The organism is Mesorhizobium sp. P3_B5, assembly GCF_056402815.1.
On sequence record NZ_JBFUGR010000005.1, the window covers coordinates 330,814 to 356,879 of the forward strand.

A 26,066-nucleotide genomic window follows, 5' to 3' on the forward strand; every position below is an offset into this window, starting at 1 on the left:
ACGTATCCACGATCGGCACTGCGAAGCGTCCGGGTGGCTCCAGCCCGCCCGGACGCCCGATTTTTCAGCTCACGACGAGTATCTGAACGGATGATCCTGTTGCGCAATCTCGGCCTCATGCTGGCGTTCCTGATGGCAAGTCTGTTGCCGTCAAACGCAGCCGAAGCCGATCTTCGCGCCATCATCGCCAAATTCGCCACCGCCTCGAATTTCTCGGCCACCGAAGCTGTCGTGCATGAGCTTGCGGCCACCGGCGATCCCTTGGTCGAACGCCCGCTGGCAGCACTTGGCGACGGCAATCTTTACATCCGCAAGGCTGATTCCCTGGTCTTCGTCGGCAAAGAGGCCGGCGACAGCGTCGAGCTGCTCGACCCTTTGAGCGGTGAAAAATCCGCTGAGGCCGCCAAGGCCGATCTCACCAAGATCAAGGTCAACAACACGCTGCGCCGCGTCATCCGCGATGCGCTGGGCACGCTGACGCTGCGCGCCAAGGATCCGGCAGTGCGCATCGCCGCCGCCGACACCATGTTCAAGACGCCCGATGCCGCCAACATCGAGCCGCTCGATGCCGCGATCGCTGGCGAAACCGTCGCCAGCGTGAAGGCCTTGTTCGAACAGGCCCGCGCGGCGTCCATTCTCGTGTCCGACCGCCCGGAGGCTGACAAGCTGGCGGCCATCGCCCTGATCGGCGCCCGCGGCGATCGCGACGCGCTGTCGCTGCTCACCTCCGTCGAGGCCAACTCCGAAGGCGCGGTCAAGGAAGCGGCGACGGCAGCGATGGCCAACATCAACTCGACGCTGGCATTCTGGGATGCTGGCCAGAACATCTGGTACGGCATATCGCTGGGATCGGTGCTGCTGCTCGCCGCTATCGGCCTCGCCATCACCTTCGGCGTCATGGGCGTCATCAACATGGCGCATGGCGAGATGGTCATGCTCGGCGCCTACACCACCTTTGTCGTGCAAGAGGTGATCCGCAATTCCTTCCCCGACCTGTTCGACTGGTCGCTGGTCATCGCGCTGCCGCTGGCTTTCCTCGTCGCGGCTTTGGTCGGTCTCATCATCGAGCGCGGCGTCATCCGTTTCCTCTATGGTCGGCCGCTGGAAACGCTGCTGGCGACATGGGGTGTGTCGCTGATCCTGCAGCAGGCGGTGCGCACCATTTTTGGCCCGACCAACCAGGAGGTCGGCAATCCGTCCTGGATGTCCGGCTCCTTCTCCATTGGTCAGCTGGCCGTGACCTGGAACCGTCTGTGGATCCTGGTCTTCGCGCTCTGCGTCTTCGGCGTGCTGCTCTATGTCATGAAGCGCACGCCCTGGGGCCTGCAGATGCGCGCCGTCACCGCAAACCGCCGCATGGCGGCCTCCATGGGCATCAGGACGCCGTGGGTCGATGCGCTGACTTTTGCATTGGGTTCCGGCATTGCCGGCATCGCCGGCGTCGCACTCAGCCAGATCGACAACGTCTCGCCCAATCTCGGCCGCGGCTACATCATCGACAGCTTCATGGTCGTCGTCTTCGGCGGCGTCGGCAACCTCTGGGGCACGCTGGTCGGCGCCTTCTCGCTCGGCATCGTCAACAAGGTCCTCGAGCCCTATGCCGGCGCCGTGCTCGGCAAAATCGTTGTCCTGGTCCTCATCATCCTGTTCATCCAGAAACGCCCGCGCGGCCTGTTCGCGCTCAAGGGCAGGGCGGTGGAAGTATGATCACCGGACGCTTCTTCGCCGCTGGCGCCGACCGCCGCGTCGCCATCACGATTCTCATTCTGCTGGCAGTCGCCATCATCGTGCCGCTGCTCAATCTGGCCATCTCTCCGACGAGCGCGTTCTACATCCCGCCCTACATCGTCGCGCTCACCGGCAAGTATCTTTGCTACGCGCTGTTGGCTTTGGCGCTCGACCTCGTCTGGGGCTATTGCGGCATTCTCTCGCTCGGCCATGGCGCTTTCTTTGCGCTCGGCGGCTATGCAATGGGCATGTATCTGATGCGCCAGATCGGCTCACGCGGCGTCTATGGCAACCCTGTCCTGCCGGACTTCATGGTGTTCCTGAACTACAAGGCGCTGCCGTGGTTCTGGACCGGTTTCGACCATTTCTGGTTTGCCGCCATCATGGTGCTGGCCGTGCCCGGCCTGCTCGCCTTCGTCTTCGGCTGGTTCGCCTTCCGCAGCCGTGTGACCGGCGTCTATCTCTCGATCATCACCCAGGCGATGACCTACGCGCTGCTGCTCGCCTTTTTCCGCAACGACATGGGGTTCGGCGGCAACAACGGCCTGACCGATTTCAAGGATATTCTCAGCTTCAACGTGCAGGCCGACGCGACACGCTCGGCGCTGTTCGCGGCCAGCGCGGTGACGCTGTCGCTCGCCGTCTACGTCACCTGGGCCATCGTCGGCTCCAAATACGGCAAGCTGCTGATGGCGGTGCGTGACGCCGAGAGCCGTACCCGCTTCCTCGGCTGGCGGGCGGAGAACGTCAAACTGTTTGCCTTCACCGTATCGGCTGTGATGGCCGGCATCGCCGGCGCGCTTTACGTGCCGCAGGTCGGCATTATCAATCCGGGCGAGTTCGAGCCGTCCAATTCGATCGAGGTCGTCGTCTGGGCCGCCGTTGGCGGGCGCGGCACCATCGTCGGACCGATCATCGGCGCGCTGCTGGTCAATGCCGGCAAATCCTGGTTCACCGGCGTGCTGCCGGAGTTCTGGCTGTTCGCGCTGGGTGGGCTGTTTGTCGCTGTCACGCTCTTCCTGCCCAAGGGCATCATCGGCATGTGGGACAGCTGGCGCGGCAACGCCAGGGCAATGCGCGCCGCCTCAATCGCCGAGGAAGCCGGCACCGATGCTGATGGTCCACCGCCGGCAAAGATCGTTCGCAGCGCGGCGACAAAGCCCGGCGACTGGTCCGCGTCCAGTCCCGAACCGCAGCCGGCGGAGTGAGCGATCATGTCCAAGTCGAACACGATCCTCTATCTCGACGGCGTCTCGGTCTCCTTCGACGGGTTTCGCGCGATCAACAATCTGTCGCTGGTGCTCGACAAGGGCGAGATGCGCGCCATCATCGGTCCCAACGGCGCCGGCAAGACGACGATGATGGACATCGTCACCGGCAAGACGCGGCCCGACCAGGGCGAGGTCTTCTTCGACGGCCAGGTTGACCTGACCAAGCATGACGAAGCCGAGATCGCCATGATGGGCATCGGCCGCAAATTCCAGAAGCCGACCGTCTTCGAAAACCACACCATCGAGGAAAACCTGATGCTGGCGCTGAAAGGCCCGCGTTCGATCTTCCCGGCGCTGTTCCATCGCCGCTCGGCGTCCGAAGCGCGGCAGATCGACGACATCCTCGGCGTCACCAGGCTCGGCGACAAGCGCAACGAATTGGCGGCAAATTTGAGCCACGGCCAAAAGCAATGGCTCGAGATTGGCATGCTGTTGGCGCAGGATCCAAAACTGCTTCTGGTCGACGAGCCGGTCGCCGGCATGACCGACGCCGAGACCGAGGAAACCGCTCGCCTGCTCAAGGACATCGCGCGCGACCATTCGGTCATCGTCGTCGAGCACGACATGCATTTCGTCCGTGAGCTCGGCGTCAAGGTCACCTGCCTGCATGAAGGCTCGGTGCTGTCCGAAGGCACGCTCGATTTCGTTTCGGCCGACGAGCGCGTCGTCGAAGTCTATCTGGGGAGATGAGCATGGTCTGGCGGGTTCAATTCCATCGCTTCGATCTGTCGTTCCTCAGGTTCTGGAAAAGGCGCTGACATGCTCGAAGTCTCCAATGCCACGCTGCACTACGGCGCCGCCCAGGCGCTGCGCGGCGTGTCGCTGAAAGCCGGCGCCGGCAAGATCACCTGCGTGCTCGGCCGCAACGGCGTCGGCAAAACCAGTTTGATGAGATCGATCGTCGGCCACCACCGGCTGACGAGCGGAAGCGTTGCCTTCGAGGGGAAGGCGCTCGACCGGAGCGCGGCGTATGACCGCGCCCGGTCGGGCATCGCATTCGTGCCGCAGGGCAGGGAGATCTTTCCGCTGCTCACGGTGCGCGAAAACCTCGAATCAGGCTTTGCGCCGCTGAAGCGGGCCGACCGCAACATTCCCGCTCATGTCTTCGAACTGTTTCCGGTGCTGAAGCAGATGCTCGGCCGGCGTGGCGGCGACCTCTCCGGCGGCCAGCAGCAGCAGCTTGCCATCGGCAGGGCGCTGGTGATGCGGCCGAAGCTTTTGGTGCTCGACGAACCCACCGAAGGCATCCAGCCGTCGATCATCAAGGATATCGGCCGCGCCATTCGCTATCTGCGCGACCAGGCCGGCATCGCCGTGCTGCTGGTCGAACAGTATCTCGATTTCTGCCGCGAGCTCGCCGACGAGGTCAACATCATGGACCGTGGCGTCATCGTCCATACTGGCCCGGCGGAGGATCTGGACAGGGCGGATGTCAGGAAATTTCTGACGGTGTAGCTCAGAGAGCGTGGCGGTTCTCCTCTGTGGCGAATCGCAACCTTGGAGATTAGCCGGAGCTCTCCATCACGTCGTCATCCTGGGGCGAAGCAAGGAGCGCAGCGACGCGGCGCAGACCCCAGAGTCCATGCCATGACATCTGCCGAAGAGTGTAGCGGCGCAGAATAAACCCGTTCTCCGAAGCCCCATCCATTTCCAGATTCTACACCGTTGGTGACGCGTCGAAGTCACGGCATGGATCCTTGGGTCTTCGCTCCGCTTCGCGTTCACTACGCCCAAGGATGACGAAGTGATGGGCGCCTCTGGCACGCCGAATATTGCGTGCTAGTCTTTGCTTGGCCTTGGTGAGTCGGCCGCTTCCGTTTCAGTCTGGTTTGTCGCAGATCGAGGGGAATGCGCGGGTCAAGCCGGCAAGTTCCACACAAGCAAGCACACCTAGCTTCCCTCCTGCGACCTGTTTTGTGTTCAACGCGTTTGAGCATTCAGGCCAGGAGAACAGCCGATGGAACGTTTCGTCGAAGACTACCAGAAGCGACGGCTCACGGAGCGCGTCGACATCATTACCGCCATCAACATTCTAAGGTCGCAAGGCTACGACCGCGACGAATTGATCGGCGAGATCACCAAGGTTTTTTACGTCGATCTCGATGCCTACAATGAGATCGTCCTGGCGGCGTAAATCGCCCGCTGCAAAAAGGACATGAGCATCGGCCTGCCTGCGGTTGCGGGCAGGCCGAAAATCTAGCCGACGCGCTTCATCAGCGCCATGGCTCCGAATGGCGCGCGCACCTTGCCTTCGGTGATGAAGTAGACGAACACGTCGCGCGGCTTCACCGGCGCTTCGGTCGCGGGATCGGCGCGCGGCAGGTCGGCCGGGACCTTGCCCTCCGCCCAGATCTTTACCCGCGCTGCCCATTCGTCGAGACCTTTCGGCGTATAGCAATCGGGATTGTCGTCGCTGCCGGTCTGCAGCCGCGCATAGACGAAATCGCCGGTGAGGTCGGCGATGGCGGGATATTTGGCATGGTCGGCATAGACGATCGCCGCCTTGTACTTGCGCACCAGGGCGGCGAATTCCGGCACGATGAAGCTGTCGTTGCGCACCTCGACCGCATGGCGCAGCGCCACGCCGTCCTGCTTTTCCGGCAACAGCTTGAGGAAGGCTTCGAAATCATCCGGATCGAATTTTTTCGTCGGCGCGAACTGCCACAGGATCGGTCCGAGCTTTTCGCCAAGCGCCGCCACGCCCGATCCCAGAAAGCGCATCATCGATTCACCGGCCTCGCCGAGCACGCGACGGTTGGTGACGAAGCGGTTGCCCTTCAGGGAATAGACGAAACCGTCCGGCGCCTCGCTGGCCCATTTGACGAAGGTCGGTTCCTTGAAGCTGGAATAATAGGTGCCGTTGACCTCGATGCTCGGCACCTGCCGGCTGGCGTAGTTCAGCTGCTTGGCCTTGGAGAGCTTGTCGGGATAGAAGGACGTATCCCAAGGCTCAAAGGTCCAGCCGCCCATGCCGGCGCGGATTTTTCCCTGACTGCTCATTGTCGTCCTCCCAAATGCTGAAAAAGATCAGGCGTCCAAGGCCTTCGCCATGTCGACCAGCGTCCATCCTGGCCGGTACGGATTCGACCGGCGACCCGTTTCGTGAAAGCCATAAGCGGTGTAGCGCGCGATGTTCCGCTCCATCCGCGAATTGGTATAGAGCCGCACCTCCGGCAAGCCCCACAGCCGCGTTTGCTCTTCGGCGAAGTTGAGCAGCGCTGTGCCGAGTTTCTTGCCCTGGAAGGCAGGGGAGACGGCGAGGCTGAAGATCATCGCATGATCAGGATGCCGTTCGATGACGATCAGCCCGGCCAACTCGGAGCCACTCTCCAGCAGCCAGACTTCGCCGCGCTCGATGCGTGGCGCATAGTCCTCGGTGACCGGCATCGGCGGCGCGCCGAACAAGGCGGTATAGGGCGCATAGGCCGCTTCGGTCAGCGAGACGATAGCTTGGAGATCACCGGCAAGCGCTCTTCGGAGTGTCATTCAAAAGCTCTCCAGGCGCCGAACGGTCGGACCATCACTCCGCCGCTTCGCGTTTGCCTCCGGGGCGCCGCTCCAGCAGTTCCTTGAGGAACTGGCCGGTGTAGCTGCGCTTTTCGCGTACGATCGCTTCCGGCGTGCCTTGGGCAACCAGTTCGCCCCCGCCGTCGCCGCCCTCGGGGCCGAGGTCGAGGACCCAGTCGGCGGTTTTTATCACTTCGAGATTGTGCTCGATAACCACCACCGTGTTGCCCTGGTCGACCAGTTCGTGCAGCACTTCCAAAAGCTTGGCGACGTCGTGGAAATGCAGGCCGGTGGTCGGCTCGTCGAGGATGTAGAGCGTCTTGCCGGTCGCTTTGCGCGACAGTTCCTTGGCCAGCTTGATGCGCTGCGCTTCACCGCCCGAAAGCGTCGTCGCCTGTTGGCCGATATGGATATAGCCGAGGCCGACCTGCTTCAGCGTCTCCAGCTTGTCGCGCACGCCGGGCACGGCGGCGAAGAAATCGACACCTTCCTCGACCGTCATGTCGAGCACGTCGGCGATCGACTTGCCCTTGAACACGACATCGAGCGTCTCGCGGTTGTAGCGCTTGCCATGGCAGACGTCGCAGGTGACGTAGACGTCGGGCAAAAAGTGCATCTCGATCTTGATGACACCGTCGCCCTGGCAGGCCTCGCAGCGGCCGCCCTTGACGTTGAACGAAAAACGCCCCGGCTGATAGCCGCGCGCCTTGGCTTCCGGCAGGCCGGCGAACCAGTCGCGGATCGGCGTGAAAGCCCCGGTATAGGTGGCCGGGTTGGAGCGTGGCGTGCGCCCGATCGGCGACTGGTCGATGTCGATGACCTTGTCCAGGAATTCGAGACCCTCGATGCGGTCATGCTCGGCCGGATGTTCGCGCGAACCCATGATGCGGCGCGACGCCGCTTTGAACAGCGTCTCGATCAGGAAGGTCGACTTGCCGCCACCCGACACGCCGGTAACGGCGGTAAAGGTGCCGAGCGGGATTTCGGCCGTCACGTTCTTCAGATTGTTGCCGCGCGCGCCGACGATCTTCAGGCGCCGGTTCTTCTTCGGCTCGCGCCGCACGCCGGGCGTCGCCACTTCGAGCGCGCCCGACAGATATTTACCGGTGATCGAATTGGGATTGGCCATCACCTGCTGCGGCGTGCCCTGGGCGATGATCTCGCCGCCATGGATGCCGGCGGCCGGACCCATGTCGACGACATAGTCGGCATGCAGGATGGCGTCCTCGTCATGCTCGACGACGATCACCGTGTTGCCGATGTCGCGCAGATGCTTCAGCGTGTCGAGCAGGCGCGCATTATCGCGCTGGTGCAGGCCGATCGACGGCTCGTCCAGCACATAGAGCACGCCGGTCAGGCCGGAGCCGATCTGCGAGGCCAGCCGAATGCGCTGGCTCTCGCCGCCCGACAGCGTGCCGGAATTGCGCGACAGCGTCAGATAGTCCAGCCCGACATCGTTGAGGAAGCGCAGCCGCTCGCGGATCTCCTTGAGCACGCGCACCGCGATCTCGTTCTGCTTGTCGTTGAGCGACGCCGGCAATTCGGTGAACCAGCGGTCGGCGCTGCGGATCGAAAGCTCGGTGACCTCGCCAATGTGTTTTCCCGCGATCTTCACCGCCAGCGATTCCGGCTTCAGCCGATAACCCTTGCAGACCGGGCAGGGCGTGGCCGACATGAAGCGCTCGATCTCCTCGCGCATCCAGGCGGATTCGGTCTCCTTCCAACGCCGCTCGAGGTTGGGAATGACACCCTCAAAGGTCTTGGTCGTCTTGTAGGAGCGCAGGCCGTCATCATACTGGAAGGTGACCTCGCGCTCGCCGGTGCCGCGCAGGATGGCTTCCTTGGCCTCTTCGCTTATGTCTTTGAACTTGTCGCCGAGCTTGAAGCCGTACGCCTTGCCTAGCGCTTCCAGCGTCTGTGAATAATAGGGTGAGGTCGACTTCGCCCACGGGCTGACGGCGCCGTCGCGCAGCGAGACGTTCTCGTCGGGCACGATCAGGCTGGCGTCGATGGCGCGCTGGCTGCCGAGACCGTCGCAGGTCGGGCAGGCGCCGAACGGGTTGTTGAAGGAGAACAACCTGGGCTCGATCTCCGGAATGGTGAAGCCGGACACCGGGCAGGCGAATTTTTCCGAGAACAGGATGCGCTCATGCGTCTCGTTCTTCGACTTGTTGACTGAATCCTCGCCGGTCTGGCTGGCGTCGAGCGGCCGGTCGGCGAATTCGGCCACGGCCAGCCCTTCGGCCAGCTTCAGTGCGGTTTCGATGGAATCGGCAAGCCGCGTCGCCAGGTCGCCACGCACGACGATGCGGTCGACGACGACATCGAGGTCGTGCTTGTATTTCTTATCGAGCGCCGGCACATCTGATATCTCGTAGAAGACGCCGTCGACCTTGACGCGCTGAAAGCCCTTCTTCTGCAGCTCCAGCAGTTCCTTGCGGTATTCGCCTTTGCGGCCGCGCACCATCGGCGCCAGGATGAACAGGCGCGTGCCTTCCTCGACCGCCAGCACGCGGTCGACCATCTGCGACACCGTCTGGCTCTCGATCGGCAGGCCGGTGGCCGGCGAATAGGGGATGCCGACGCGCGCGAACAAAAGCCGCATATAATCGTAGATTTCGGTGACGGTGCCGACCGTGGAGCGCGGGTTCTTCGACGTCGTCTTCTGCTCGATGGAGATGGCCGGCGACAGACCGTCGATCTGGTCGACGTCAGGCTTCTGCATCATTTCGAGGAATTGCCTTGCGTAGGCCGACAGGCTCTCGACATAGCGGCGCTGGCCCTCGGCATAGATGGTGTCGAAGGCGAGCGACGACTTGCCGGACCCAGACAGGCCGGTCATGACGATCAGGCTGTCACGCGGCAGGTCGAGATCGACATTCTTCAGATTGTGTTCGCGCGCCCCGCGAATGGAAAGATATTTATGGTCGGCCATTGCCGGTCGCCGCCTCAGATCTGGTGTCAGTGGGATCGGCGGGGTTTTCCCGGCCATCCCCTATGTAGGTATTTTTGCCGCCACGTCGAGAGACGCCACAATTCTCGACAAAAGCGTTTAACCGCCTTTCGCCCGCACGGGCAAGCGGAAAGAACAAAGACCGAACACGCTCCTGACAAAGCCTGTGCGGAACCTGACTTGCACGTAACCTCCCGGCGATCACTTTTTTCGGTAATCGGGCTATTCAAGGTTGACGTCTCCGAATCAGGGGAGCAGTCTCCAAAGGTCAACGAAGCCGGCCGTCTTTCGATGGCCTCGCCGCCCCAAGGCGGCCTGCGAGACGCCGCAGGTAATTGCGATTTGTGCTTCGGATTGACGACAATCGCAACGGACACAGGAGCGGAGCATGACGCCACCGGATAGTCCATTGAGGCTCCATTTATGGCTGGAGCCGCGGCAGGCATAAGTGCCAGGGTTGATTCAAAGTCTTAGAACGCACGTTGTGCGTGTAAGCGGATACTCGTCGTTCTAGTGCCTTCATTCAACCCGACAAACCGTGACCTGCCGTCCCCACGAAAATCAGAGACTGCTAGTCGGATCGTCGGCTGAATGCCGCGAAGCATCCGAAATCAAAGTCGGTATAACCCTACCGGTAGGTTGGATCTGGAATCCAAAAAAAGCCCCGACCGTTTGCGGAAGCAACGGCGGGGCTGCTTTTGTGGGCGGCGGTGAGGGCTGCACTCTTCCTGGCCTTCAGGTGCTCCGATGAAGTCGCTCGGCCGCGGCGATGTCAATGACGCGGGAGCCCGGTTCTCCCGGCGCCGACATCGATGATGATGCTGCCGGAAATCCTGACATCGGTATCGCCGATTTTGAACGTACCGTCACCGCTGGCGGGCAGTGCGTCGTCGGGTTCGGGCAGCGGCGCAGGCTTGGCGATGCGATAGTCGCTGGTCACGCCGGGCAGGGCGCCTTTCGACGACGAGGTCGTGCTGTCCCCGGCGAGAGCCGCGCTGGAGGCCGCGGCAGTGACAGCAATGGCGATGATCAGTCTGTTCAGGCGGAAATGCATCGCAAGACTATAGTGCTGCGATGAAGGCGAGACCAGACCGGCGACGCCAAAATTGCCCTGGGGGGCGGCCGGTCCGAATTTCCGTTCGCAGGTGCCGCCGCTCTATGCCGCCTGTTTGCGGGTATCAAAGACATGGTCGACGATACCCCATGCCTTGGCCTCCTCGGCGGTCATGAAATGGTCGCGGTCGAGCGTGCGTTCGACCTCTTCCAGGGGACGGCCGCAATGGCTGGCGTAGAGGCCGGCCATCCGCCGCTTGGTTCGCAGGATGTTTTCGGCATGAAGCTGGATATCGGAGGCCTGGCCCTGGAAACCGCCCAGCGGCTGGTGCAGCAGGATGCTGGCATTGGGCAGCGCGATGCGCCGTCCCGGCGTGCCCGCCATCAGCAGGAACGATGCCATCGACGCGGCAAAGCCCATGCACACGGTCGACACCGGGCAACTGACATATTGCATCGTGTCGTAGATGGCGAAGCCGCTGGTCACCACGCCGCCGGGCGAGTTGATGTAGAGCGAAATCTCCTTGTCGGGATTGTCCGATTCCAGCGACAGAAGCTGCGCGCAGACCAGTGCCGACATGCCGTCTTCGATCGGCCCGTTGATGAAGATGATGCGCTCGCGCAGCAGCCGTGAAAAGATGTCGAAGGCGCGTTCGCCGCGGCTCGATTGCTCGATCACCATCGGCACCAGATTGGCAAGGCCGCTCATCTCTTTGTCTCCGTTTATTTTTTCCAGCTCAAGCCGCGCGCAGCCGAAGGCGCGTCGCGTTCGCGGCGATAGGTTGTTTGGGTTTGTATGTGTTGAGCGAAAGCCGGCAGCTGACGCCGGCCATGGCAACCGCAGGCATTGCTGTTCTGGCAAACCCATCGTGGACGATGCGCAGATGCGTACCGCCGGAAACCGTACGGTCGAGCGTGAAGGTGACGATGCTGTCCAGCGGGCTATCATCCCCGCCAGTCGCACCGCCTGGCTGTGGCCGCTCGCGCCAGGAATAGCGCAACAGCCGCCCGGGTTCGGCATCGAGGATTTCGCAGTCGATCGGCGCATCCGGCCCGGCAAAGGCGAAGCGGCTGCCGATTTCAGGCTTGATGTCGTTGGGCATCATCCAGGCGGCGAGCAGCTCCGGCACCGTCAACGCCCGCCACACCTTTTCTGGCGGTTCGGCAAGCTCGCACTCGAACGCGATCGTGTCTGCTGCTTCCGCGTGTTGTTCGTCCGTCACTGGTCCATGTCCTTCAAAACCGCCTTGAGCTTTTCGATGCGCTCGGGCCAGAACGCCCGATAGCGTTCGATCCAGCCGAGCAGGGGGCCAAGCCCTTGCGGGTCGGCGCGATAATAGGCGTTGCGGCCGGCCCGCCGCTCGACCACCAGGCCGGCGCCGCGCAGCACCGCCAGATGCTGGGAGACCGCCGGCTGCGACACGCTCATGCCGCTGCGCAGTTCCGATACGCTCATCTCGCCGGCGGCGAGCCGTTCGTAGACGGCGCGTCGCGTCGGGTCGGCCAGCGCGCGAAAAATCTCTGCTTCGATCATGGACCAAAGCATAAGTCGATACTTATTGATTTGGCAAGCGGTGATTTACGGCGCCGCTGGAAGCCATCGCCTCACCGTGTCAGGCGATCCCTCGAACGTCGCCTCGAAGATCGGTGACGCCAGCACGGCATGGATGTGGAGCGTCTTGGTTCCGACGTTTCTAAAACCGTGTTTTCTCTCTGCGGGAATGAGGAGCGACTGTCCGGCAGTCAGCGTCACGCGGTCTTCGTCGATCCACATGTCGGCGGTTCCGGCGATGACGGTGAGCACTTCCTCGGCCGGATGCCGATGTGTCGGAGCCCCGACGCCTGGCTGAACCCATTGTTCGAACAGGCAAAGCTCGCTCGCTCCGTTGCCGGCGGAAACTTGCATGCGGGTCTCCACGCCCGCTCGCCACTGCTCTCGCGGCTGATCCAGATGCGCAATGACTTTCATTCGCCACCGCCTTTCGATCCCGGCATAGTCGCAATTTCATGCGCACATCCTACCTCTTGCTGACATTCTTGACAGCCGGGGCCGACAAGAATAGAACAAAAAAAGAACAAAAACCTTGTGGGTAAAGGCAGCCACAGCAGGCGGGGACTGTCCGCAGCCTGTAAGGTGCGGCGACAAAAATTCGGATGAGCGCGGAGAAGTATCATGGCGGGTAGCGTCAACAAGGTCATTCTGGTGGGCAACCTCGGGGCGGACCCTGAAATCCGCCGTTTGAATTCGGGCGAACCGGTCGTCAACATCCGCATCGCCACGTCGGAAAGCTGGCGCGACAAGAATTCCGGCGAGCGCAAGGAAAAGACCGAGTGGCACAACGTCGTCATCTTCAACGATCAACTCGCCAAGGTGGCTGAGCAATATTTGAAGAAGGGCATGAAGGTCTATGTCGAGGGCCAGTTGCAGACCCGCAAATGGCAGGACCAGACCGGTAACGACAAGTACACGACGGAAGTCGTGCTGCAGAAATTCCGTGGCGAGCTGCAGATGCTCGACGCGCGTGGGCAAGGCGAGGGCGGTCAGGTCGGCGGTTATTCCGGCGCCGGCGGCAGCGCTGCCCGCGGTTCCGATTTCGGCCAGTCCGGCCCGGGCGAGAGCTTTACCCGTGGTGGCGGCGCCAAGAGCGGCGGTGGCGGCGGTTCGTCGCGTGAACTGGACGACGAAATCCCGTTCTGAGCACAACACGGTCCTCAACGCGAACGCCATGTGGTGAAGCTACACATAGTGCCCCGAAAGTCTTTCATGGATTTTCGGGGCTTTGCTTTGTCGCATGACCGCTGCGAGGACAGCCAAGGAATTGCAGGGAAAGGACGCATCAGGTGAAGGCACGGGTCAAATGGGTCGAGGAGCGCACCTTCGTCGGCGAGTCCGGCAGCGGCCACAAGCTGGTGCTAGGAACTGCGTTTGGACCGCAAGGCAACACGCCGGGGCCGAGCCCGATGGAACTGGTGCTGATCGGCACCGGCGGCTGCTCGGCCTATGACGTCGTCCACATCCTCGAAAAGGGCCGCGAGGCGATCGAGGACTGCGTCGTCGAACTCGATGCCGACCGGGCGGAAACCGAGCCAAAAGTGTTCACCCGCATCCACATGCATTTTATCGTCAAGGGCCGGGCGCTCTCGCACGACAAGGTGAAACGGGCGATCAACCTGTCGATCGAAAAATACTGCTCGGCCTCGGCGATGCTGGCCAAGACCGCCGAAATCACCCACGACTTCGAAGTCGTTGATACGGCGGTGAAGTAAGGCAGTAGGCAGTAGGGACTGCCGTTCACCCCGCCATCAGCGCCTTGATGCCATCCGCCACGAACTGCACGGCAAGCGCCGCCAGGATGACGCCGAGCAGCCGCGTCAGGATCGAGCGGCCGGTCTGGCCGAGGATACGGTCGATGCGCTCCGACAGCACGAACACCACATAGGTGATGGCAAGGCAGACAAAGATGATGCCGACCAAGGCTGCCTGGGCGGCAAGACCCTGAAACGAGCCGGAGAGCAGGACCGTCGCTGAAATCGCACCCGGCCCGGCGATCAGCGGGATCGCCAGCGGGAAGGCGGCGATGTTGTGGATCATGTCCTTGGTGATGGCGACGTCGCCGATCTTCTCCTTGCGGTCCTGCCGGCGCTCGAACACCATTTCGAAGGCGATGAAGAACAGCAGGAACCCGCCGGCAACACGGAAGGCCGGCAGCGTGATGCCGAACACCGACAGGATCGACGCGCCGGCCACCGCAAACAGCGCCATGACAAGGAAACCCATGATCGAGGCGCGGATCGAAACCTGCTGGCGTTCCTCGCGATTCATGCCGCGTGTCACCGCGAGGAAAAGCGGTGCCAGGCCGGGCGGGTCGATGGTCACCAGTATGGTGACGAAGGCGTTGAACAGGCTGTCGAAGCTCGGCATCTCTACCCCTCTCGCCGGGCCATGCCCGAGCCCTTGCATTGGTAGAGCAAAGCGGGGTCAGAGGAAACCGTCGAACCCGGGGGAATTCGGCCGACTAGCCAGCCGCGCCGCAATAGGCCTCGATGCGGTAGCCGTCCGGATCGACGACAAAGGCGGCGTAGTAGTTGTCGCCATAGGAGGCGCGCAGGCCGGGTGCGCCATTGTCGCTTCCGCCTTCACGCAAGGCGCCGGCATGGAAGGCATCGACGCTGCTGCGCGTCGACGCGGCAAAGCAGAAATGCAGGCCGGACTCCATATCGGCCGCAACCGGACGCGGGGCTTCGTTCACCCAGAGCGCCACCGCCTCAGTGCCGTAGCCCAATGAGCCCGGCGACTGGCTGAGGCAGGTATAGCCAAGCGGTTTTAGTGCAGCGTCGTAGAAGCGCTTCGAGGCGTTGGCGTCGCGGACACCGATCGAGACATGGTCGAGCATCGTTTTCTCCATTGTTACAATTGGTTGGGTCGTCAGGCTCAGGCCGTGCGGCGCGCCAGAAACTCGACTTCGAGCCGCCATGTCGCGCCGTCGTCATGCGACCGTTCGCCCAGCCAACGGAAGGAATTCTCGGTAATCCGGGAAAAGCTCCAGCGCACCGAAGAGCCGGGGCCGTCGACGCCTTGCTGGGCGATGCTATCGCCCTCGGCACGGCCAAGCTGGCGGCTGTAATACTGGTTGCGCGGATCGCTCCAGAAAATGTGCCAGGCATCGACGCCGGGATCGTAGACGCGCAATGTCGTGCCATAAAAGGTCCATTTGCCGAGCGATGGCGAGGGACCGGCATCCCACGCGGGCAAGATCCACACATCCTGGATCGCCCGGCCTTCGAGAACCCAGCCGAAATGCACCTCGCCGCGCCCGGTGAGAACCGTGCCGTCCTCGAGATGGCGTGTGGCATCGAATACCCAGGCGCCGACGAAGCGCCCGTAAAGGTCCAGCTTTTCAGACAGGCCGGGGTTGGGTCCGTCGTTGTGCAAGGCTTCGCTAAAGGAGGTTGGATCTGTCATGGTTGCTGCCTTCGTGCTGTCAGGAGTCTGCAGACGTTAGGCCCGGGCAGGGTTCTGGGCTTGGGAAAAATTGCTATAGTTCGGGCCATGACATCGAGCACGCAAACCCTGACATCGGGACGAGGCTGGCACGTGGCGGACGTGGTCTGCACCGCCGGCGCCGCCGACAGGCCGTTCGAGGAAGAGCACCGGAACTTCTGTGTCGCCGCGGTGAACAGCGGCACGTTTCGCTACCGCACGCGCCAAGGCACCGCGATGCTGGCGCCGGGCGCCATTCTGCTCGGCAACCCCGGCTCGTGCTACGAATGCGGCCACGAGCATGGCGCCGGCGATCGCTGCCTCTCCTTCCATTTTTCTCCGGCCTATATGGACCGGATCGCCGCCGACGTGCCGGGCGCGAAAACGCTGACCTTCGAGATGCCGCGCCTGCCGCCTCTGCCGGCGCTCGCTTCGCTGCTGGCCGAGGCGGAAGCCGCGCGCGAAACGGCCGATCTGGAAGCGTTCGAGGAGCTTGGTCTGCGCATTGCCGGCGCCGCTGTGGCTGCTGCTTCCGGCGCTGCACAAGCTGGCCGGGCGCCCAGCCGCCGCGACCAGAAACGGGTCGCTGAAGCCGTGCGGCGCATCGAACTCGATGTCGATGGGCCGATTTCGCTTGCCGGGCTTGCCGACGAAACAGCCACCAGCCCGTATCATTTCCTGAGGACGTTCCGGCAGGTGGCCGGGATGACGCCCTATCAATTCCTGCTGAGAACCCGGCTGCACCGGGCAGCGGTACGGTTGCGTACCTCGGATGAGGCGATCTCGGCGATCGCCTTTGATGCCGGGTTCAATGATCTCTCGACCTTCAACCGCCGTTTCCGCAAGGTGATGGGTGAGGCGCCCGGTACCTATCGCGCCCGGGCTGCTGCCCGTTGACGCAGCACAGGCCCTCAGTGGTCATTTTGCTTGCGGCTGCTTGTCTGGACCTAGCGTCCTGATGGCGTCATCGACGCTGTGAAAAATCCGCTGCGGGCCGACGAGTTCGGCAATGCCGAACCGCGCCAGCGCCGACTGGGCGCGCAGCGATTCCAGTCGCGCTATGGCAAAGATCGCGCCCGTCTTGCGGCAATGGGTGATGGTTTCGATCAAGGACTGGGCGGCGGTGTAGTCGATCTCGACGATGTTACTGGCTTCCAGCACGACCAGCTTCACGCTTTCGCTTCTGGCGTCGATCAGATCGTTAAGGCCGCGCTTGAAGCGGTCGGCGTTGACGAAGGACAGCGGCGCCTGAAACGCCGCGACCAGCACGCCGGACAGTTGCTCGCCCGCGCCTGGCGTGCCCGGCGGCCACCACACCGAAGTACCCGGAACCTGTTCCAGCTCGATCGGCTGCGTGCGCGTAGCGCTCCAGATGCCATGCAGCAGCGACAGGCCGATGCCGATTGCGACGCCGGTCTGGATGGGCAGCACGACGATGGCAGCCATGGTGATGAGGATCAGCGCGAATTCGATCGATGCCTGCCTGTAGACAGCAGCAAAAACCTTCCAGCGCAGAATGTGCTGGGCGACAAACATCAGAACGCCGGCCAGTGCTGCTTGCGGAACATCGGCGAGCAAGCCACCGCCAAAGGCGCCGAGCGCCAGCACGATGGCCGCGGCAGTCAGGCCTGACAGTTGCGAGCGGCCGCCGGTCTGCGCGACGATGGCCGTGCGCGGCGGGCTGGCATTGACCGCAAAGGCACCGAACAGGCCCGACGCGATGCTGCCGGCGCCGACGCCGACAAAATCGCGGTTGATGTCGGGGGCTTCACCGACGAAGGAGCGGGACGTGGCCGCCGTCTGCACCATGACGACGATGGCGATCAGTAACGCCAGCGGAAACAGCGTTTGCGCATCGTCAAGGCTGACCAGCGGCACGCTCGCCCGCGGCAGGCCGTTCGGCAAGGCGCCGAGCACCTCGACGCCACGATCCTTTAGGTCGAAGGCGGCAACCGCCGCAGTGGCCAGCAACATGCCGATCAAGGCGCCCGGTATACGGGCGCTGATGCGTTCCGCGCAGAACACGATCGCGAACACACCGAGGCCGAGCGCCAGGCTCCAGGGATTGGTGAGATGGAGATCGCCGGCGATCGCACCGATGCGCCGCAAGGTTTCACCGCTCTCGGGCGGCAGACCAAGCAGTCCGGGCAGTTGCGAGACGACGATATGGACGGCTATGCCGGCCAGAAAACCCGTGGTGACCGGCACCGACAAAAGATCAGCAACCCAGCCGAGGCGAAAGATGCCGCTGAGCGTTACGATCAGCCCAACCATCAGCGCCAGCATGGCCGCCAGCGCCAGATAATGCGTGGAACCAGATGTGGCGAGCAAAGCGAGGCCGCCGGCAAACAAAGGCGTGATGGTCGAATCCGCACCGGCCGACAAATGACGGTTGGCGCCGAACAGCGCGAATGCCACCGAACCGGCGACAAAGGTGAAGAAGCCGATTTCGGGTGCAAAACCGCCGAGACGAGCCGTGGCCATCTGCTCTGGGATGGCGATTGCGGCCAGCGTAATGCCCGTGACCAGATCGCCGTTGAGATCTCTCGGCGTCCAACCGCTCAACGCTCGCAAGGGCAGCCACGGGGTCCAATTCATCGCGCTCGTGGCTTTCGCTCGAGGAAAACGGTCCATGGCAGGCTTTTGCCCTGGCGGCGGCGAAATGCGCTTTGGCCATATCGTCGCAATCAGTGGTATCCTTTTGAAATTACCACCAAAATTGACACTGGAAAAGTGCTGCAGACGTTGGAGTTTCGATCCTGCTTCCTATATAAGCGGCAAGTGATTCCTGATTAGATTGTGACCTAGATTTGACCGACCAGAAGACACCGCGCGGCGCCGACGGCGGCCCCACCGGCATCGAGCCGATATCCATCATCGAGGAGATGCAGCGCTCCTATCTCGATTACGCCATGAGCGTGATCGTCAGCCGTGCGCTGCCGGACGTGCGCGACGGCCTGAAACCGGTGCATCGCCGCATTCTCTACGCCGCCCATGAGAGCGGCTACCACTGGAACCGCAAATATGTGAAGTCGGCCCGCCCGGTTGCCGACGTGATGGGTAAATACCATCCGCACGGCGACGCCTCCATCTATGACGCCTTGGTGCGCATGGCGCAGGACTGGTCGCTGCGCGTGCCGCTGATCGACGGGCAGGGCAATTTCGGCTCCATCGACGGCGATCCGCCGGCGGCGATGCGCTACACCGAATCGCGACTGACCAAGGTCGCACACGAGCTGCTGGAAGACATCGACAAGGAAACTGTCGATTTCCAGGACACCTATGATGCCTCCGACACCGAACCGAAGGTGCTGCCGGCTCGCTTCCCGAACCTCCTGGTCAACGGTTCCGGCGGCATTGCCGTCGGCATGGCCACCAACATTCCGCCGCACAATCTCGCCGAAGTCTGCAACGGCGCCATCGCCATCATCGACAACCCGGCGATCGACCTGCCGGCGCTGATGGAGATCATCCCGGGGCCGGATTTTCCCACAGGCGGCATCGTGCTCGGCCGCTCCGGCATCTACAGCGCCTATTCGACCGGCCGCGGTTCCATCGTCATGCGCGGCAAGGTCAATGTCGAACAGCGCGGCAACGACCGTGAATCGATCATCATCACCGAGGTTCCCTACCAGGTGAACAAGTCGTCGATGATCGAGAAAATGGCCGAGTTGGTGCGCGACAAGCGCATCGAGGGCATTTCCGACATCCGCGACGAGAGCGATCGCCAGGGCTACCGCGTCGTCATCGAACTGAAGCGCGACGCCGTAGCCGACGTCATCCTCAACCAGCTCTACCGCTTCACGCCGCTGCAGACCTCCTTTGGCGCCAACATGGTGGCGCTGAACGGCGGCAAGCCGGAAGTGATGACGCTGACCGACATGCTGAAGGCGTTCGTCGGCTTCCGCGAAGAGGTGATCAGCCGGCGCACCAAATTCCTGTTGCGCAAGGCACGCGACCGCGCCCATGTGCTGGTCGGTCTGGCCATCGCCGTCGCCAACATCGACGAAGTGATCAAGCTGATCCGCACCGCGTCCGATCCGCAGACGGCGCGCGAACAGTTGATGGAGCGGCGCTGGCCCTCCGGCGACGTCGAGTCGCTGATCCTGTTGATCGACGATCCGCGTCATCGCATCAACGAGGACGGCACCTACAACCTGTCCGAGGAACAGGCCCGCGCCATCCTCGAACTGCGCCTGCAGCGCCTGACCGCGCTTGGCCGCGATGAAATCGCCGACGAATTGAACACGATCGGCGCGGAAATCATTGATTATCTCGACATTTTGTCGTCCCGCGCCCGCATCCAGCAGATCGTCAAGGACGAGCTGACCGCGGTGCGCGACGAGTTCGGCACGCCACGCCGCACCGAGCTCACCGACGGCGGCGCCGACATGGAAGACGAGGACCTGATCCAGCGCGAGGACATGGTCGTGACGGTGAGCCATTCCGGCTACATCAAGCGCGTGCCGCTGTCGCTCTACCGGGCGCAGCGCCGCGGCGGCAAGGGCCGCTCCGGCATGTCGACCAAGGAAGAGGATTTCGTCACCCGGCTGTTCGTCGCCAACACGCACACGCCGGTGCTGTTCTTCTCCTCGCGCGGCATCGTCTACAAGGAAAAGGTCTGGCGGCTGCCGATCGGCAATCCGCAGTCACGCGGCAAGGCGCTGATCAACATGCTGCCGCTGGAGCAGGGCGAGCGCATCACCACGATCATGCCGCTGCCCGAGGATGAGACCAGCTGGGGCGAGCTCGACGTGATGTTCGCCACCACGCGCGGCACCGTGCGCCGCAACAAGCTGTCCGACTTCGTCCAGGTCAACCGCAACGGCAAGATCGCCATGAAGCTGGAGGAGGAAGGCGACGAAATCCTCGGCGTCGAGACCTGCACCGACAATGACGACGTGCTTTTGACCGCAAGTTCGGGCCAGTGCATCCGCTTCTCCGTAGGCGACGTGCGCGTCTTCCAGAGCCGCAATTCGGTCGGTGTGCGCGGTATAGCCATGGCCGACACCGACAGGGTGATTTCCATGGCGGTGATCGAGAGCGTCGATGCATCGCCGGCCGTGCGCGCCGCCTATCTCAAGCGCGCGGCGGCCGAACGGCGGCTTGCCGCCGGCATCGCCGCCGGCGAAGAGGAAGAGATCGCACTGACCAATGAAGAGGTGGGCGAGGAGGCGGAGCTTTCCGACGCGGACTACGAGAAGCTCAAGGCACACGAGCAGTACGTCCTGACGGTGACCGAATATGGCTACGGCAAGCGGTCGTCTTCCTACGATTTCCGGGTGACCGGGCGCGGCGGCAAAGGCATCCGTGCCACCGACGTGTCGAAGGTGGCCGAGATCGGTAGGCTGGTGGCGACCTTCCCGGTCGGCAATGACGACCAGATCATGCTGGTCTCCGATGGCGGCACCGTCATTCGCGTGCCGGTCAACGGCATCCGTTTCGCCAGCCGCGCCACCAAGGGCGTCACCATCTTCAATACGGCCGAGGGCGAGAAGGTCGTTTCGGTGGAGCGGATTTCAGAACCGCAATCGGATGAAGAAGAGGCCGAGGGCGACATTGGGGCCGGCCCGGATGTGGGTGCTGGCGACGCCGCTCCGGACAACGCCGAATAGGTTTTGACATGGAAACGCCGGCCCGATGGGCCGGCGTGGTCAAATATTCCAGTGAATTCAGTAGTGGCGAAAGGGCTTGCGGACGCCGGAGCCTTCGAAGCGCTTGGTCTTGACGCGGACGCGCTCGGCTTCCTGATGCAGCCCGAAGGCGGTGGCAATCAGCATTACGACGGTCATTGCGGCGGCGAGCATGTAGATCAGCATGTGCGTGTTCTCCTGCTTCAACAACGATTTTGGTCCGATTTGGTTTCACCGTCTGTGAAACCACTTACATGGTCGCCGTTGAATTCTTCGTGAGCGGCCCGTTCATCTGTCGTTCATGGCGGCCAAAAGGTTCACCTGCGCATTTGCGTTTGCCCGAGAGGCTCGCTAGAAGCACCTGCCATGACCGAACGTATCGCTCTTTATGCCGGCTCCTTCGATCCGCTGACCAACGGCCATCTCGATGTGCTCAAGGCGTCGCTGGCCGTGGCCGACGTCGTCTATGCGGCGATCGGCATTCATCCCGGTAAGAAGCCGTTGTTTTCCTTCGAGGAACGGGTGAAGTTGATCGAAATCGCGACCAAGGCCGAATTCGGTAGCGACGGCGCCCGCATCAGGGTTGTCGCCTTCGACGGGCTTGTCATCGACGCCGCCAGGAGAGAGGGCGCCTCGATCATGATCCGCGGCCTGCGCGACGGCACCGACCTCGACTACGAGATGCAGATGGCCGGCATGAACGAGACCATGGCGCCGGAATTGCAGACGGTTTTCCTGCCCGCCAGCCCCTCGGTGCGAACCATTACCGCCACACTTGTCCGCCAGATAGCCTCGATGGGAGGCGACATCCGCCCCTTCGTGCCGGCGGCCGTGGCCGGTGCGCTCACAGCCAAATTCGCGAAATAAGATCCCGGAGATAGTTATGCAGCTGAAGAAGCTCGCCTCGTTCCTCATTGTGCTTGCCGGTCTTGTGACCGCTTCGGTTTCGGCCTTCGCCGCCGATCCTGAGAACACGATGATCATCACGCTGAAAGACGGCGATGTGACCATCGCGTTGAGGCCGGACCTCGCGCCAAAGCATGTCGCGCAGATCAAGAAGCTGGTGCGCCAGGGCGCCTACAACAATGTCGCCTTCCACCGCGTCATCGACGGTTTCATGGCGCAGACCGGCGACGTGAAGTTCGGCAACATGGAAAAGGGCTTCAATCCCCAGGCTGTCGGCACCGGCGGCTCCGATCTTCCCGACCTGCCGGCCGAGTTTTCGCAGACCGAGCACTACAAGCGCGGTGTGGTCGGCATGGCCCGCTCGCAGGATCCAGATTCCGCCAATTCGCAGTTTTTCATCATGTTCGCGCCGGCGCCGCCGCTCGATGGCCAGTACACCATTGTCGGCAACGTCGTCAGCGGCATGCCGCTGGTGGATCACATCCAGAAGGGCGACGAGGCGGACAACGGGACGGTCGCCAACCCCGACCGGATGATCAAGGTGCGCATCGCCGCCGACAAATAAATCTCTATTATCAAAAGGATATCTGACATGGCTGAGATCAAGGACCGCGAGAACGCGCTCATCCTGGAAACGACCAAGGGCAAGGTCGTCATCGAACTTTTCCCCGATTTGGCCCCCGGCCACGTTGCCCGCATCAAGGAACTGGCGCGCGAAGGCGCTTATGACGGCGTGGTCTTCCACCGCGTCATCGAAGGTTTCATGGCGCAGACGGGCGACGTGAAGTTCGGCAATTCCTCGAAGCCTTCGTTTGCGCCTTCCCGCGCGGGCATGGGTGGTTCCGACAAGCCGGACCTGAAGGCCGAGTTCTCCAACGCCAATCATGGCCGCGGCACCTGCTCGATGGCACGCTCGCAGAACCCGAACTCCGCCAATTCGCAATTCTTCATCTGCTTCGACGATGCCGCCTTCCTCAACCGCCAGTACACGGTCTGGGGCCAGGTCATCGAAGGCATGGACAATGTCGACAAGATCAAGCGCGGCGAGCCAGTGCAGGATCCCGACAAGATCGTGTCGCTGAAGGTCGCGGCCGACGTCAAGTAAGGCGAAACGACGATGATGGGCGCAGTCTGGTCGCTGCTCGGCATCCTGTCCGGCGCCTTCATCGCCATTCAGGCGCCGATCAACTCGCAGCTGGCGCGCGGCCTGGGGCTCCCGGTCGCCGCCGCGGCGTTCTCCTTCCTGTCGGGCGCCATCGTGCTCGGCATCATCTCCGTCGCGGCGGTCAAGCTGCAAGGGATTTCGCTCGACTGGAAGGCGCCGGCGCCCTGGCTGTTCGTCGCCGGCGGCATGCTCGGCGGCTTCTACGTCACGCTGTCGACAATCCTCACGCCGCGCATCGGTGCTGCCGCGCTGATGGCGTTCCTGGTTGCCGGCCAGCTCTTGGCCGGCATGCTGATCGACCGCGTCGGCTTCCTCGGCGTCGCGGTGCGCGAAATTTCGCTCGGCCGCGTCGCCGGCGCGGTGCTGCTCTTGGCCGGAGCGCTGCTCGTCCGGCTCTACTGATGCGCGTCGACCTCTTCGACTTCGACTTGCCCGACGATCGCATCGCGTTGCGCCCGGCGGAGCCGCGCGACAGCGCCAAGATGCTGGTGGTCAGGCCGGGCGAGGGGCTTGAGGACCGCACGGTGCGCGAGTTGCCGTCCTTGCTGCGGGCCGGAGACGTGCTGGTCTTCAACGACACCAAGGTTATTCCGGCGCAATTGAAAGGCATCAGGCGGCGCGGCGAAGCGGCAGCGCAGGTCGAAGCCACGCTGCATATGCGGATCGCGCCCGACCGCTGGCTGGCCTTCATGCGGCCGGGCAAGCGTATCGCCGCCGGCGACCGCATCCATTTCGGCCATGACGGCAATTCCTGTTTCCTCGGCCAGCTCGATGCCACGGTGATAGAGAAAGGCGAGGGCGGCGAGGCGCTGCTCGGCTTCGATCTGTCCGGCGCCTTCCTCGATGAAGCGCTGCACGCCGTCGGCCACATCCCGCTGCCGCCCTACATCGCCTCGAAACGCGACGACGACGAACGCGACCGCAGCGACTACCAGACCATCTATGCCCGCGAAGAGGGCGCCGTTGCCGCTCCGACCGCCGGCCTGCATTTCACGCCTGAGCTGTTTGCTGCGCTTGACGCCAAAGGCGTCGAGCGCCGCTTCGTCACCTTGCATGTCGGCGCCGGCACCTTTCTGCCGGTGAAGGTCGACGACACTGCCGACCACAAGATGCATGCCGAGACCGGCTCGGTCGCCCAGGAAACCGCTGATGCGCTCAACGCAGCAAAGGCAAGGGGCGGGCGCATCATCGCCGTCGGCACAACCTCGCTGCGCCTGCTGGAGAGTGCGGCGCGCGCCGATGGCCGGCTCGCCGCATGGTCCGGCCCGACCGACATTTTCATCACGCCCGGCTACCGCTTCAAGACAGCCGACATGCTGATGACCAACTTCCATCTGCCGCGCTCGACGCTGTTCATGCTGGTTTCGGCTTTTTGCGGCCTGGAAACGATGCGCGCGGCCTATGCGCATGCCATCGACAAAAGCTACAGATTCTACTCCTACGGCGACGCCAGTCTTCTGTTCAGGGAGGTGAACGATGGACGATGATCTCGAAAATCTGGACCGCGAGGCCTTGATCGCGGAGGTGAAGAGACTGCGCGCCGGCATTCGCGGCCACCGCGACACGTCAGGTCACGATCTGTGCTGGCATCATCCCGATCTGTGGAACCTGTTGCCGGAAAAGACCGAGCCGGCGATCGCCGTGCCGCCCTGGGAAAAGTTCATGCGCGGCTGCATCCGCTACCGGCAGTCGCTCGACGAGCAGGCACCGGGGGCGCCGATATTCGACAAGGAATTCAATGGCTGAGGCGTTCACCTTCAACGTTCTGGCAACCGACGGCAAGGCGCGGCGCGGCGCGATCACCATGCCGCGCGGCGAAATCCGCACGCCGGCCTTCATGCCCGTTGGCACCGGCGGCACGGTCAAGACAATGTATATGGACCAGGTGCGCGGCGTCGGCGCCGACATCATCCTGGGCAACACCTATCATTTGATGCTGCGGCCCGGCGCCGAGCGTGTGGCGCGGCTCGGCGGCCTGCACGAATTCGCCCGCTGGCCGCACCCGATCCTCACCGACAGCGGTGGCTTTCAGGTGATGTCGCTGTCGAAGCTGCGGAAGCTCACGGAAAAAGGCGTCACCTTCCGTTCGCATATAGACGGCGCCGCCTATGAGATGTCGCCGGAGCGCTCGATCGAGATTCAGGGGCTGCTCGATTCCGACATCCAGATGCAGCTCGACGAGTGCACGGCGCTGCCGGCCGAACGCAAGGAAATCGAGCGCGCCACGGAATTGTCGCTGCGCTGGGCCGAGCGCTGCAAGACGGCCTTCGGCGACCAGCCCGGCAAAGCAATGTTCGGCATCGTCCAGGGCGGCGATGTGCCGGACCTACGGCTGCGCTCGGCGCAGGCGCTGAAGGCGATGGAGCTGAAAGGCTATGCGGTCGGCGGGCTGGCCGTCGGCGAGCCGCAAGCGGTGATGCTGGACATGCTTGAAATCACCTGCCCGGAACTGCCTGATAACAAGCCGCGCTACCTCATGGGCGTCGGCACGCCGGACGATATCGTGAAGTCGGTGGCGCGCGGCATCGACATGTTCGACTGCGTCATGCCGACCCGCGCCGGCCGCCACGGCCTTGCCTACACCAGGCGTGGCAAGGTCAATCTGCGCAACGCCCGCCATGCTGACGATCCGCGTCCGCTGGACGAGGAAAGCGACTGCCCTGCGGCGCGGGACTATTCGCGCGCTTACCTGCACCATCTGGTGCGCTCGCAAGAGGCGCTGGGGGCGATGCTCCTGACCTGGAACAATCTGTCCTACTATCAGAAGCTGATGCAGGACATTCGCGCCGCGATTGAAGCCGGCGCGTTCGAAGCCCGTACAGCCGAGATTTCCGAGGGTTGGGCGAGGGGCGATATTCCGGTTGTATAG

At 63.0% G+C, this 26,066-nt stretch carries 29 protein-coding genes; 16 read left to right on the top strand and 13 right to left on the bottom strand.

Annotation, left to right across the window (positions count from 1 at the left end; all coding sequences use genetic code 11):
* Positions 1-90 precede the first annotated feature (90 nt).
* From urtB to AC1DVW_RS15835, 5 genes are all read left to right on the top strand, one after another.
* The gene (urtB, locus tag AC1DVW_RS15815; RefSeq protein ID WP_477324232.1) at positions 91-1,707 is read left to right on the top strand and encodes an urea ABC transporter permease subunit UrtB; all 1,617 of its coding nucleotides are present in this window, start codon (positions 91-93) and stop codon (positions 1,705-1,707) included.
* Entirely contained in the window at positions 1,704-2,936 is a 1,233-nt protein-coding gene (gene urtC, locus AC1DVW_RS15820; protein ID WP_477324234.1) for an urea ABC transporter permease subunit UrtC, read from the top strand. Before urtB ends, urtC begins: the two co-directional genes overlap by 4 nt.
* 6 nt (positions 2,937-2,942) lie before the next feature.
* Positions 2,943-3,689: an urea ABC transporter ATP-binding protein UrtD gene (gene urtD, locus AC1DVW_RS15825; protein ID WP_477324236.1), complete on the top strand. Its 747-nt coding sequence runs from the start codon at positions 2,943-2,945 to the stop codon at positions 3,687-3,689.
* A 69-nt stretch (positions 3,690-3,758) separates the two neighbouring features.
* The gene (urtE, locus tag AC1DVW_RS15830) at positions 3,759-4,454 is read left to right on the top strand and encodes an urea ABC transporter ATP-binding subunit UrtE (RefSeq protein ID WP_477324238.1); all 696 of its coding nucleotides are present in this window, start codon (positions 3,759-3,761) and stop codon (positions 4,452-4,454) included.
* A gap of 502 nt (positions 4,455-4,956) precedes the next feature.
* On the top strand, positions 4,957-5,133 hold the full coding sequence (locus AC1DVW_RS15835; protein WP_477243035.1) for a hypothetical protein: 177 nt from the start codon (positions 4,957-4,959) through the stop codon (positions 5,131-5,133).
* Between the two features lie 62 nt (positions 5,134-5,195).
* Here the strand turns inward: AC1DVW_RS15835 and AC1DVW_RS15840 are convergent, their stop codons facing one another.
* From AC1DVW_RS15840 to AC1DVW_RS15875, 8 genes are all read right to left on the bottom strand, one after another.
* Positions 5,196-5,999: a DUF72 domain-containing protein gene (locus AC1DVW_RS15840; protein WP_477324240.1), complete on the bottom strand. Its 804-nt coding sequence runs from the start codon at positions 5,997-5,999 to the stop codon at positions 5,196-5,198.
* Between the two features lie 27 nt (positions 6,000-6,026).
* The gene (locus tag AC1DVW_RS15845; protein ID WP_477324242.1) at positions 6,027-6,485 is read right to left on the bottom strand and encodes a GNAT family N-acetyltransferase; all 459 of its coding nucleotides are present in this window, start codon (positions 6,483-6,485) and stop codon (positions 6,027-6,029) included.
* A 34-nt stretch (positions 6,486-6,519) separates the two neighbouring features.
* Positions 6,520-9,441: an excinuclease ABC subunit UvrA gene (uvrA, locus tag AC1DVW_RS15850; RefSeq protein WP_477324244.1), complete on the bottom strand. Its 2,922-nt coding sequence runs from the start codon at positions 9,439-9,441 to the stop codon at positions 6,520-6,522.
* A 790-nt stretch (positions 9,442-10,231) separates the two neighbouring features.
* A complete protein-coding gene (locus AC1DVW_RS15855) occupies positions 10,232-10,513 on the bottom strand; it encodes a hypothetical protein (protein WP_477269520.1) in 282 nt (93 codons plus the stop codon).
* Positions 10,514-10,615: 102 nt separating this feature from the next.
* Positions 10,616-11,221, bottom strand: a complete 606-nt coding sequence (locus tag AC1DVW_RS15860; protein ID WP_477243040.1) for an ATP-dependent Clp protease proteolytic subunit — start codon at positions 11,219-11,221, stop codon at positions 10,616-10,618.
* A gap of 28 nt (positions 11,222-11,249) precedes the next feature.
* On the bottom strand, positions 11,250-11,735 hold the full coding sequence (locus AC1DVW_RS15865; protein WP_477324246.1) for an SRPBCC family protein: 486 nt from the start codon (positions 11,733-11,735) through the stop codon (positions 11,250-11,252).
* On the bottom strand, positions 11,732-12,046 hold the full coding sequence (locus AC1DVW_RS15870) for an ArsR/SmtB family transcription factor (RefSeq protein ID WP_477324248.1): 315 nt from the start codon (positions 12,044-12,046) through the stop codon (positions 11,732-11,734). Before AC1DVW_RS15870 ends, AC1DVW_RS15865 begins: the two co-directional genes overlap by 4 nt.
* A 45-nt stretch (positions 12,047-12,091) precedes the next feature.
* On the bottom strand, positions 12,092-12,418 hold the full coding sequence (locus AC1DVW_RS15875) for a cupin domain-containing protein (protein WP_477324250.1): 327 nt from the start codon (positions 12,416-12,418) through the stop codon (positions 12,092-12,094).
* A 267-nt stretch (positions 12,419-12,685) separates the two neighbouring features.
* On the opposite strand from AC1DVW_RS15875, the gene AC1DVW_RS15880 reads away from it, so the two are divergent.
* Complete coding sequence (locus AC1DVW_RS15880; RefSeq protein ID WP_477324252.1) at positions 12,686-13,210, top strand: single-stranded DNA-binding protein; 525 nt, start codon at positions 12,686-12,688, stop codon at positions 13,208-13,210.
* A 143-nt stretch (positions 13,211-13,353) separates the two neighbouring features.
* On the top strand, positions 13,354-13,779 hold the full coding sequence (locus AC1DVW_RS15885; RefSeq protein ID WP_477324254.1) for an OsmC family protein: 426 nt from the start codon (positions 13,354-13,356) through the stop codon (positions 13,777-13,779).
* 25 nt (positions 13,780-13,804) lie between these two features.
* Here the strand turns inward: AC1DVW_RS15885 and AC1DVW_RS15890 are convergent, their stop codons facing one another.
* The 3 genes from AC1DVW_RS15890 to AC1DVW_RS15900 all read right to left on the bottom strand — a co-directional run bounded on the left by AC1DVW_RS15890 (position 13,805) and on the right by AC1DVW_RS15900 (position 15,475).
* The gene (locus tag AC1DVW_RS15890) at positions 13,805-14,434 is read right to left on the bottom strand and encodes a MarC family protein (protein WP_477269532.1); all 630 of its coding nucleotides are present in this window, start codon (positions 14,432-14,434) and stop codon (positions 13,805-13,807) included.
* 94 nt (positions 14,435-14,528) lie between these two features.
* Positions 14,529-14,906, bottom strand: coding sequence for a VOC family protein (locus tag AC1DVW_RS15895; protein ID WP_477243047.1), 378 nt, complete (start codon positions 14,904-14,906; stop codon positions 14,529-14,531).
* A gap of 38 nt (positions 14,907-14,944) precedes the next feature.
* Entirely contained in the window at positions 14,945-15,475 is a 531-nt protein-coding gene (locus tag AC1DVW_RS15900; RefSeq protein WP_477243048.1) for a hypothetical protein, read from the bottom strand.
* A gap of 87 nt (positions 15,476-15,562) precedes the next feature.
* Between AC1DVW_RS15900 and AC1DVW_RS15905 the strand changes: the two genes are divergently transcribed.
* Positions 15,563-16,390 (top strand): helix-turn-helix transcriptional regulator, encoded by an 828-nt coding sequence (locus tag AC1DVW_RS15905; protein ID WP_477243049.1) that lies wholly within the window; start codon positions 15,563-15,565, stop codon positions 16,388-16,390.
* A 21-nt stretch (positions 16,391-16,411) separates the two neighbouring features.
* Here the strand turns inward: AC1DVW_RS15905 and AC1DVW_RS15910 are convergent, their stop codons facing one another.
* Positions 16,412-18,091 (bottom strand): SulP family inorganic anion transporter, encoded by a 1,680-nt coding sequence (locus AC1DVW_RS15910; RefSeq protein ID WP_477243050.1) that lies wholly within the window; start codon positions 18,089-18,091, stop codon positions 16,412-16,414.
* Between the two features lie 212 nt (positions 18,092-18,303).
* Between AC1DVW_RS15910 and gyrA the strand changes: the two genes are divergently transcribed.
* Complete coding sequence (gene gyrA, locus AC1DVW_RS15915) at positions 18,304-21,108, top strand: DNA gyrase subunit A (protein WP_477243051.1); 2,805 nt, start codon at positions 18,304-18,306, stop codon at positions 21,106-21,108.
* Between the two features lie 57 nt (positions 21,109-21,165).
* Here gyrA and AC1DVW_RS15920 read toward each other — a convergent pair whose 3' ends face one another.
* Positions 21,166-21,312 (bottom strand): hypothetical protein, encoded by a 147-nt coding sequence (locus AC1DVW_RS15920; protein WP_477243052.1) that lies wholly within the window; start codon positions 21,310-21,312, stop codon positions 21,166-21,168.
* A 180-nt stretch (positions 21,313-21,492) separates the two neighbouring features.
* Between AC1DVW_RS15920 and coaD the strand changes: the two genes are divergently transcribed.
* From coaD to tgt, 7 genes are all read left to right on the top strand, one after another.
* Positions 21,493-21,993, top strand: coding sequence for a pantetheine-phosphate adenylyltransferase (coaD, locus tag AC1DVW_RS15925; RefSeq protein ID WP_477243053.1), 501 nt, complete (start codon positions 21,493-21,495; stop codon positions 21,991-21,993).
* 109 nt (positions 21,994-22,102) lie between these two features.
* Positions 22,103-22,597: a peptidylprolyl isomerase gene (locus tag AC1DVW_RS15930; protein WP_477243124.1), complete on the top strand. Its 495-nt coding sequence runs from the start codon at positions 22,103-22,105 to the stop codon at positions 22,595-22,597.
* Positions 22,598-22,624: 27 nt separating this feature from the next.
* Positions 22,625-23,137, top strand: a complete 513-nt coding sequence (locus AC1DVW_RS15935; RefSeq protein ID WP_477243054.1) for a peptidylprolyl isomerase — start codon at positions 22,625-22,627, stop codon at positions 23,135-23,137.
* 12 nt (positions 23,138-23,149) lie between these two features.
* Positions 23,150-23,599 (top strand): DMT family transporter, encoded by a 450-nt coding sequence (locus AC1DVW_RS15940; RefSeq protein WP_477243055.1) that lies wholly within the window; start codon positions 23,150-23,152, stop codon positions 23,597-23,599.
* Positions 23,599-24,684: a tRNA preQ1(34) S-adenosylmethionine ribosyltransferase-isomerase QueA gene (queA, locus tag AC1DVW_RS15945; RefSeq protein ID WP_477324256.1), complete on the top strand. Its 1,086-nt coding sequence runs from the start codon at positions 23,599-23,601 to the stop codon at positions 24,682-24,684. The genes AC1DVW_RS15940 and queA overlap by 1 nt, the downstream gene beginning before the upstream one ends.
* Complete coding sequence (locus AC1DVW_RS15950; protein ID WP_477269552.1) at positions 24,674-24,943, top strand: hypothetical protein; 270 nt, start codon at positions 24,674-24,676, stop codon at positions 24,941-24,943. The genes queA and AC1DVW_RS15950 overlap by 11 nt, the downstream gene beginning before the upstream one ends.
* Positions 24,936-26,066 carry a tRNA guanosine(34) transglycosylase Tgt gene (gene tgt, locus AC1DVW_RS15955; protein ID WP_477324258.1) on the top strand — a complete coding sequence of 377 codons (1,131 nt, stop codon included), beginning with the start codon at positions 24,936-24,938 and terminating at the stop codon, positions 26,064-26,066. The genes AC1DVW_RS15950 and tgt overlap by 8 nt, the downstream gene beginning before the upstream one ends.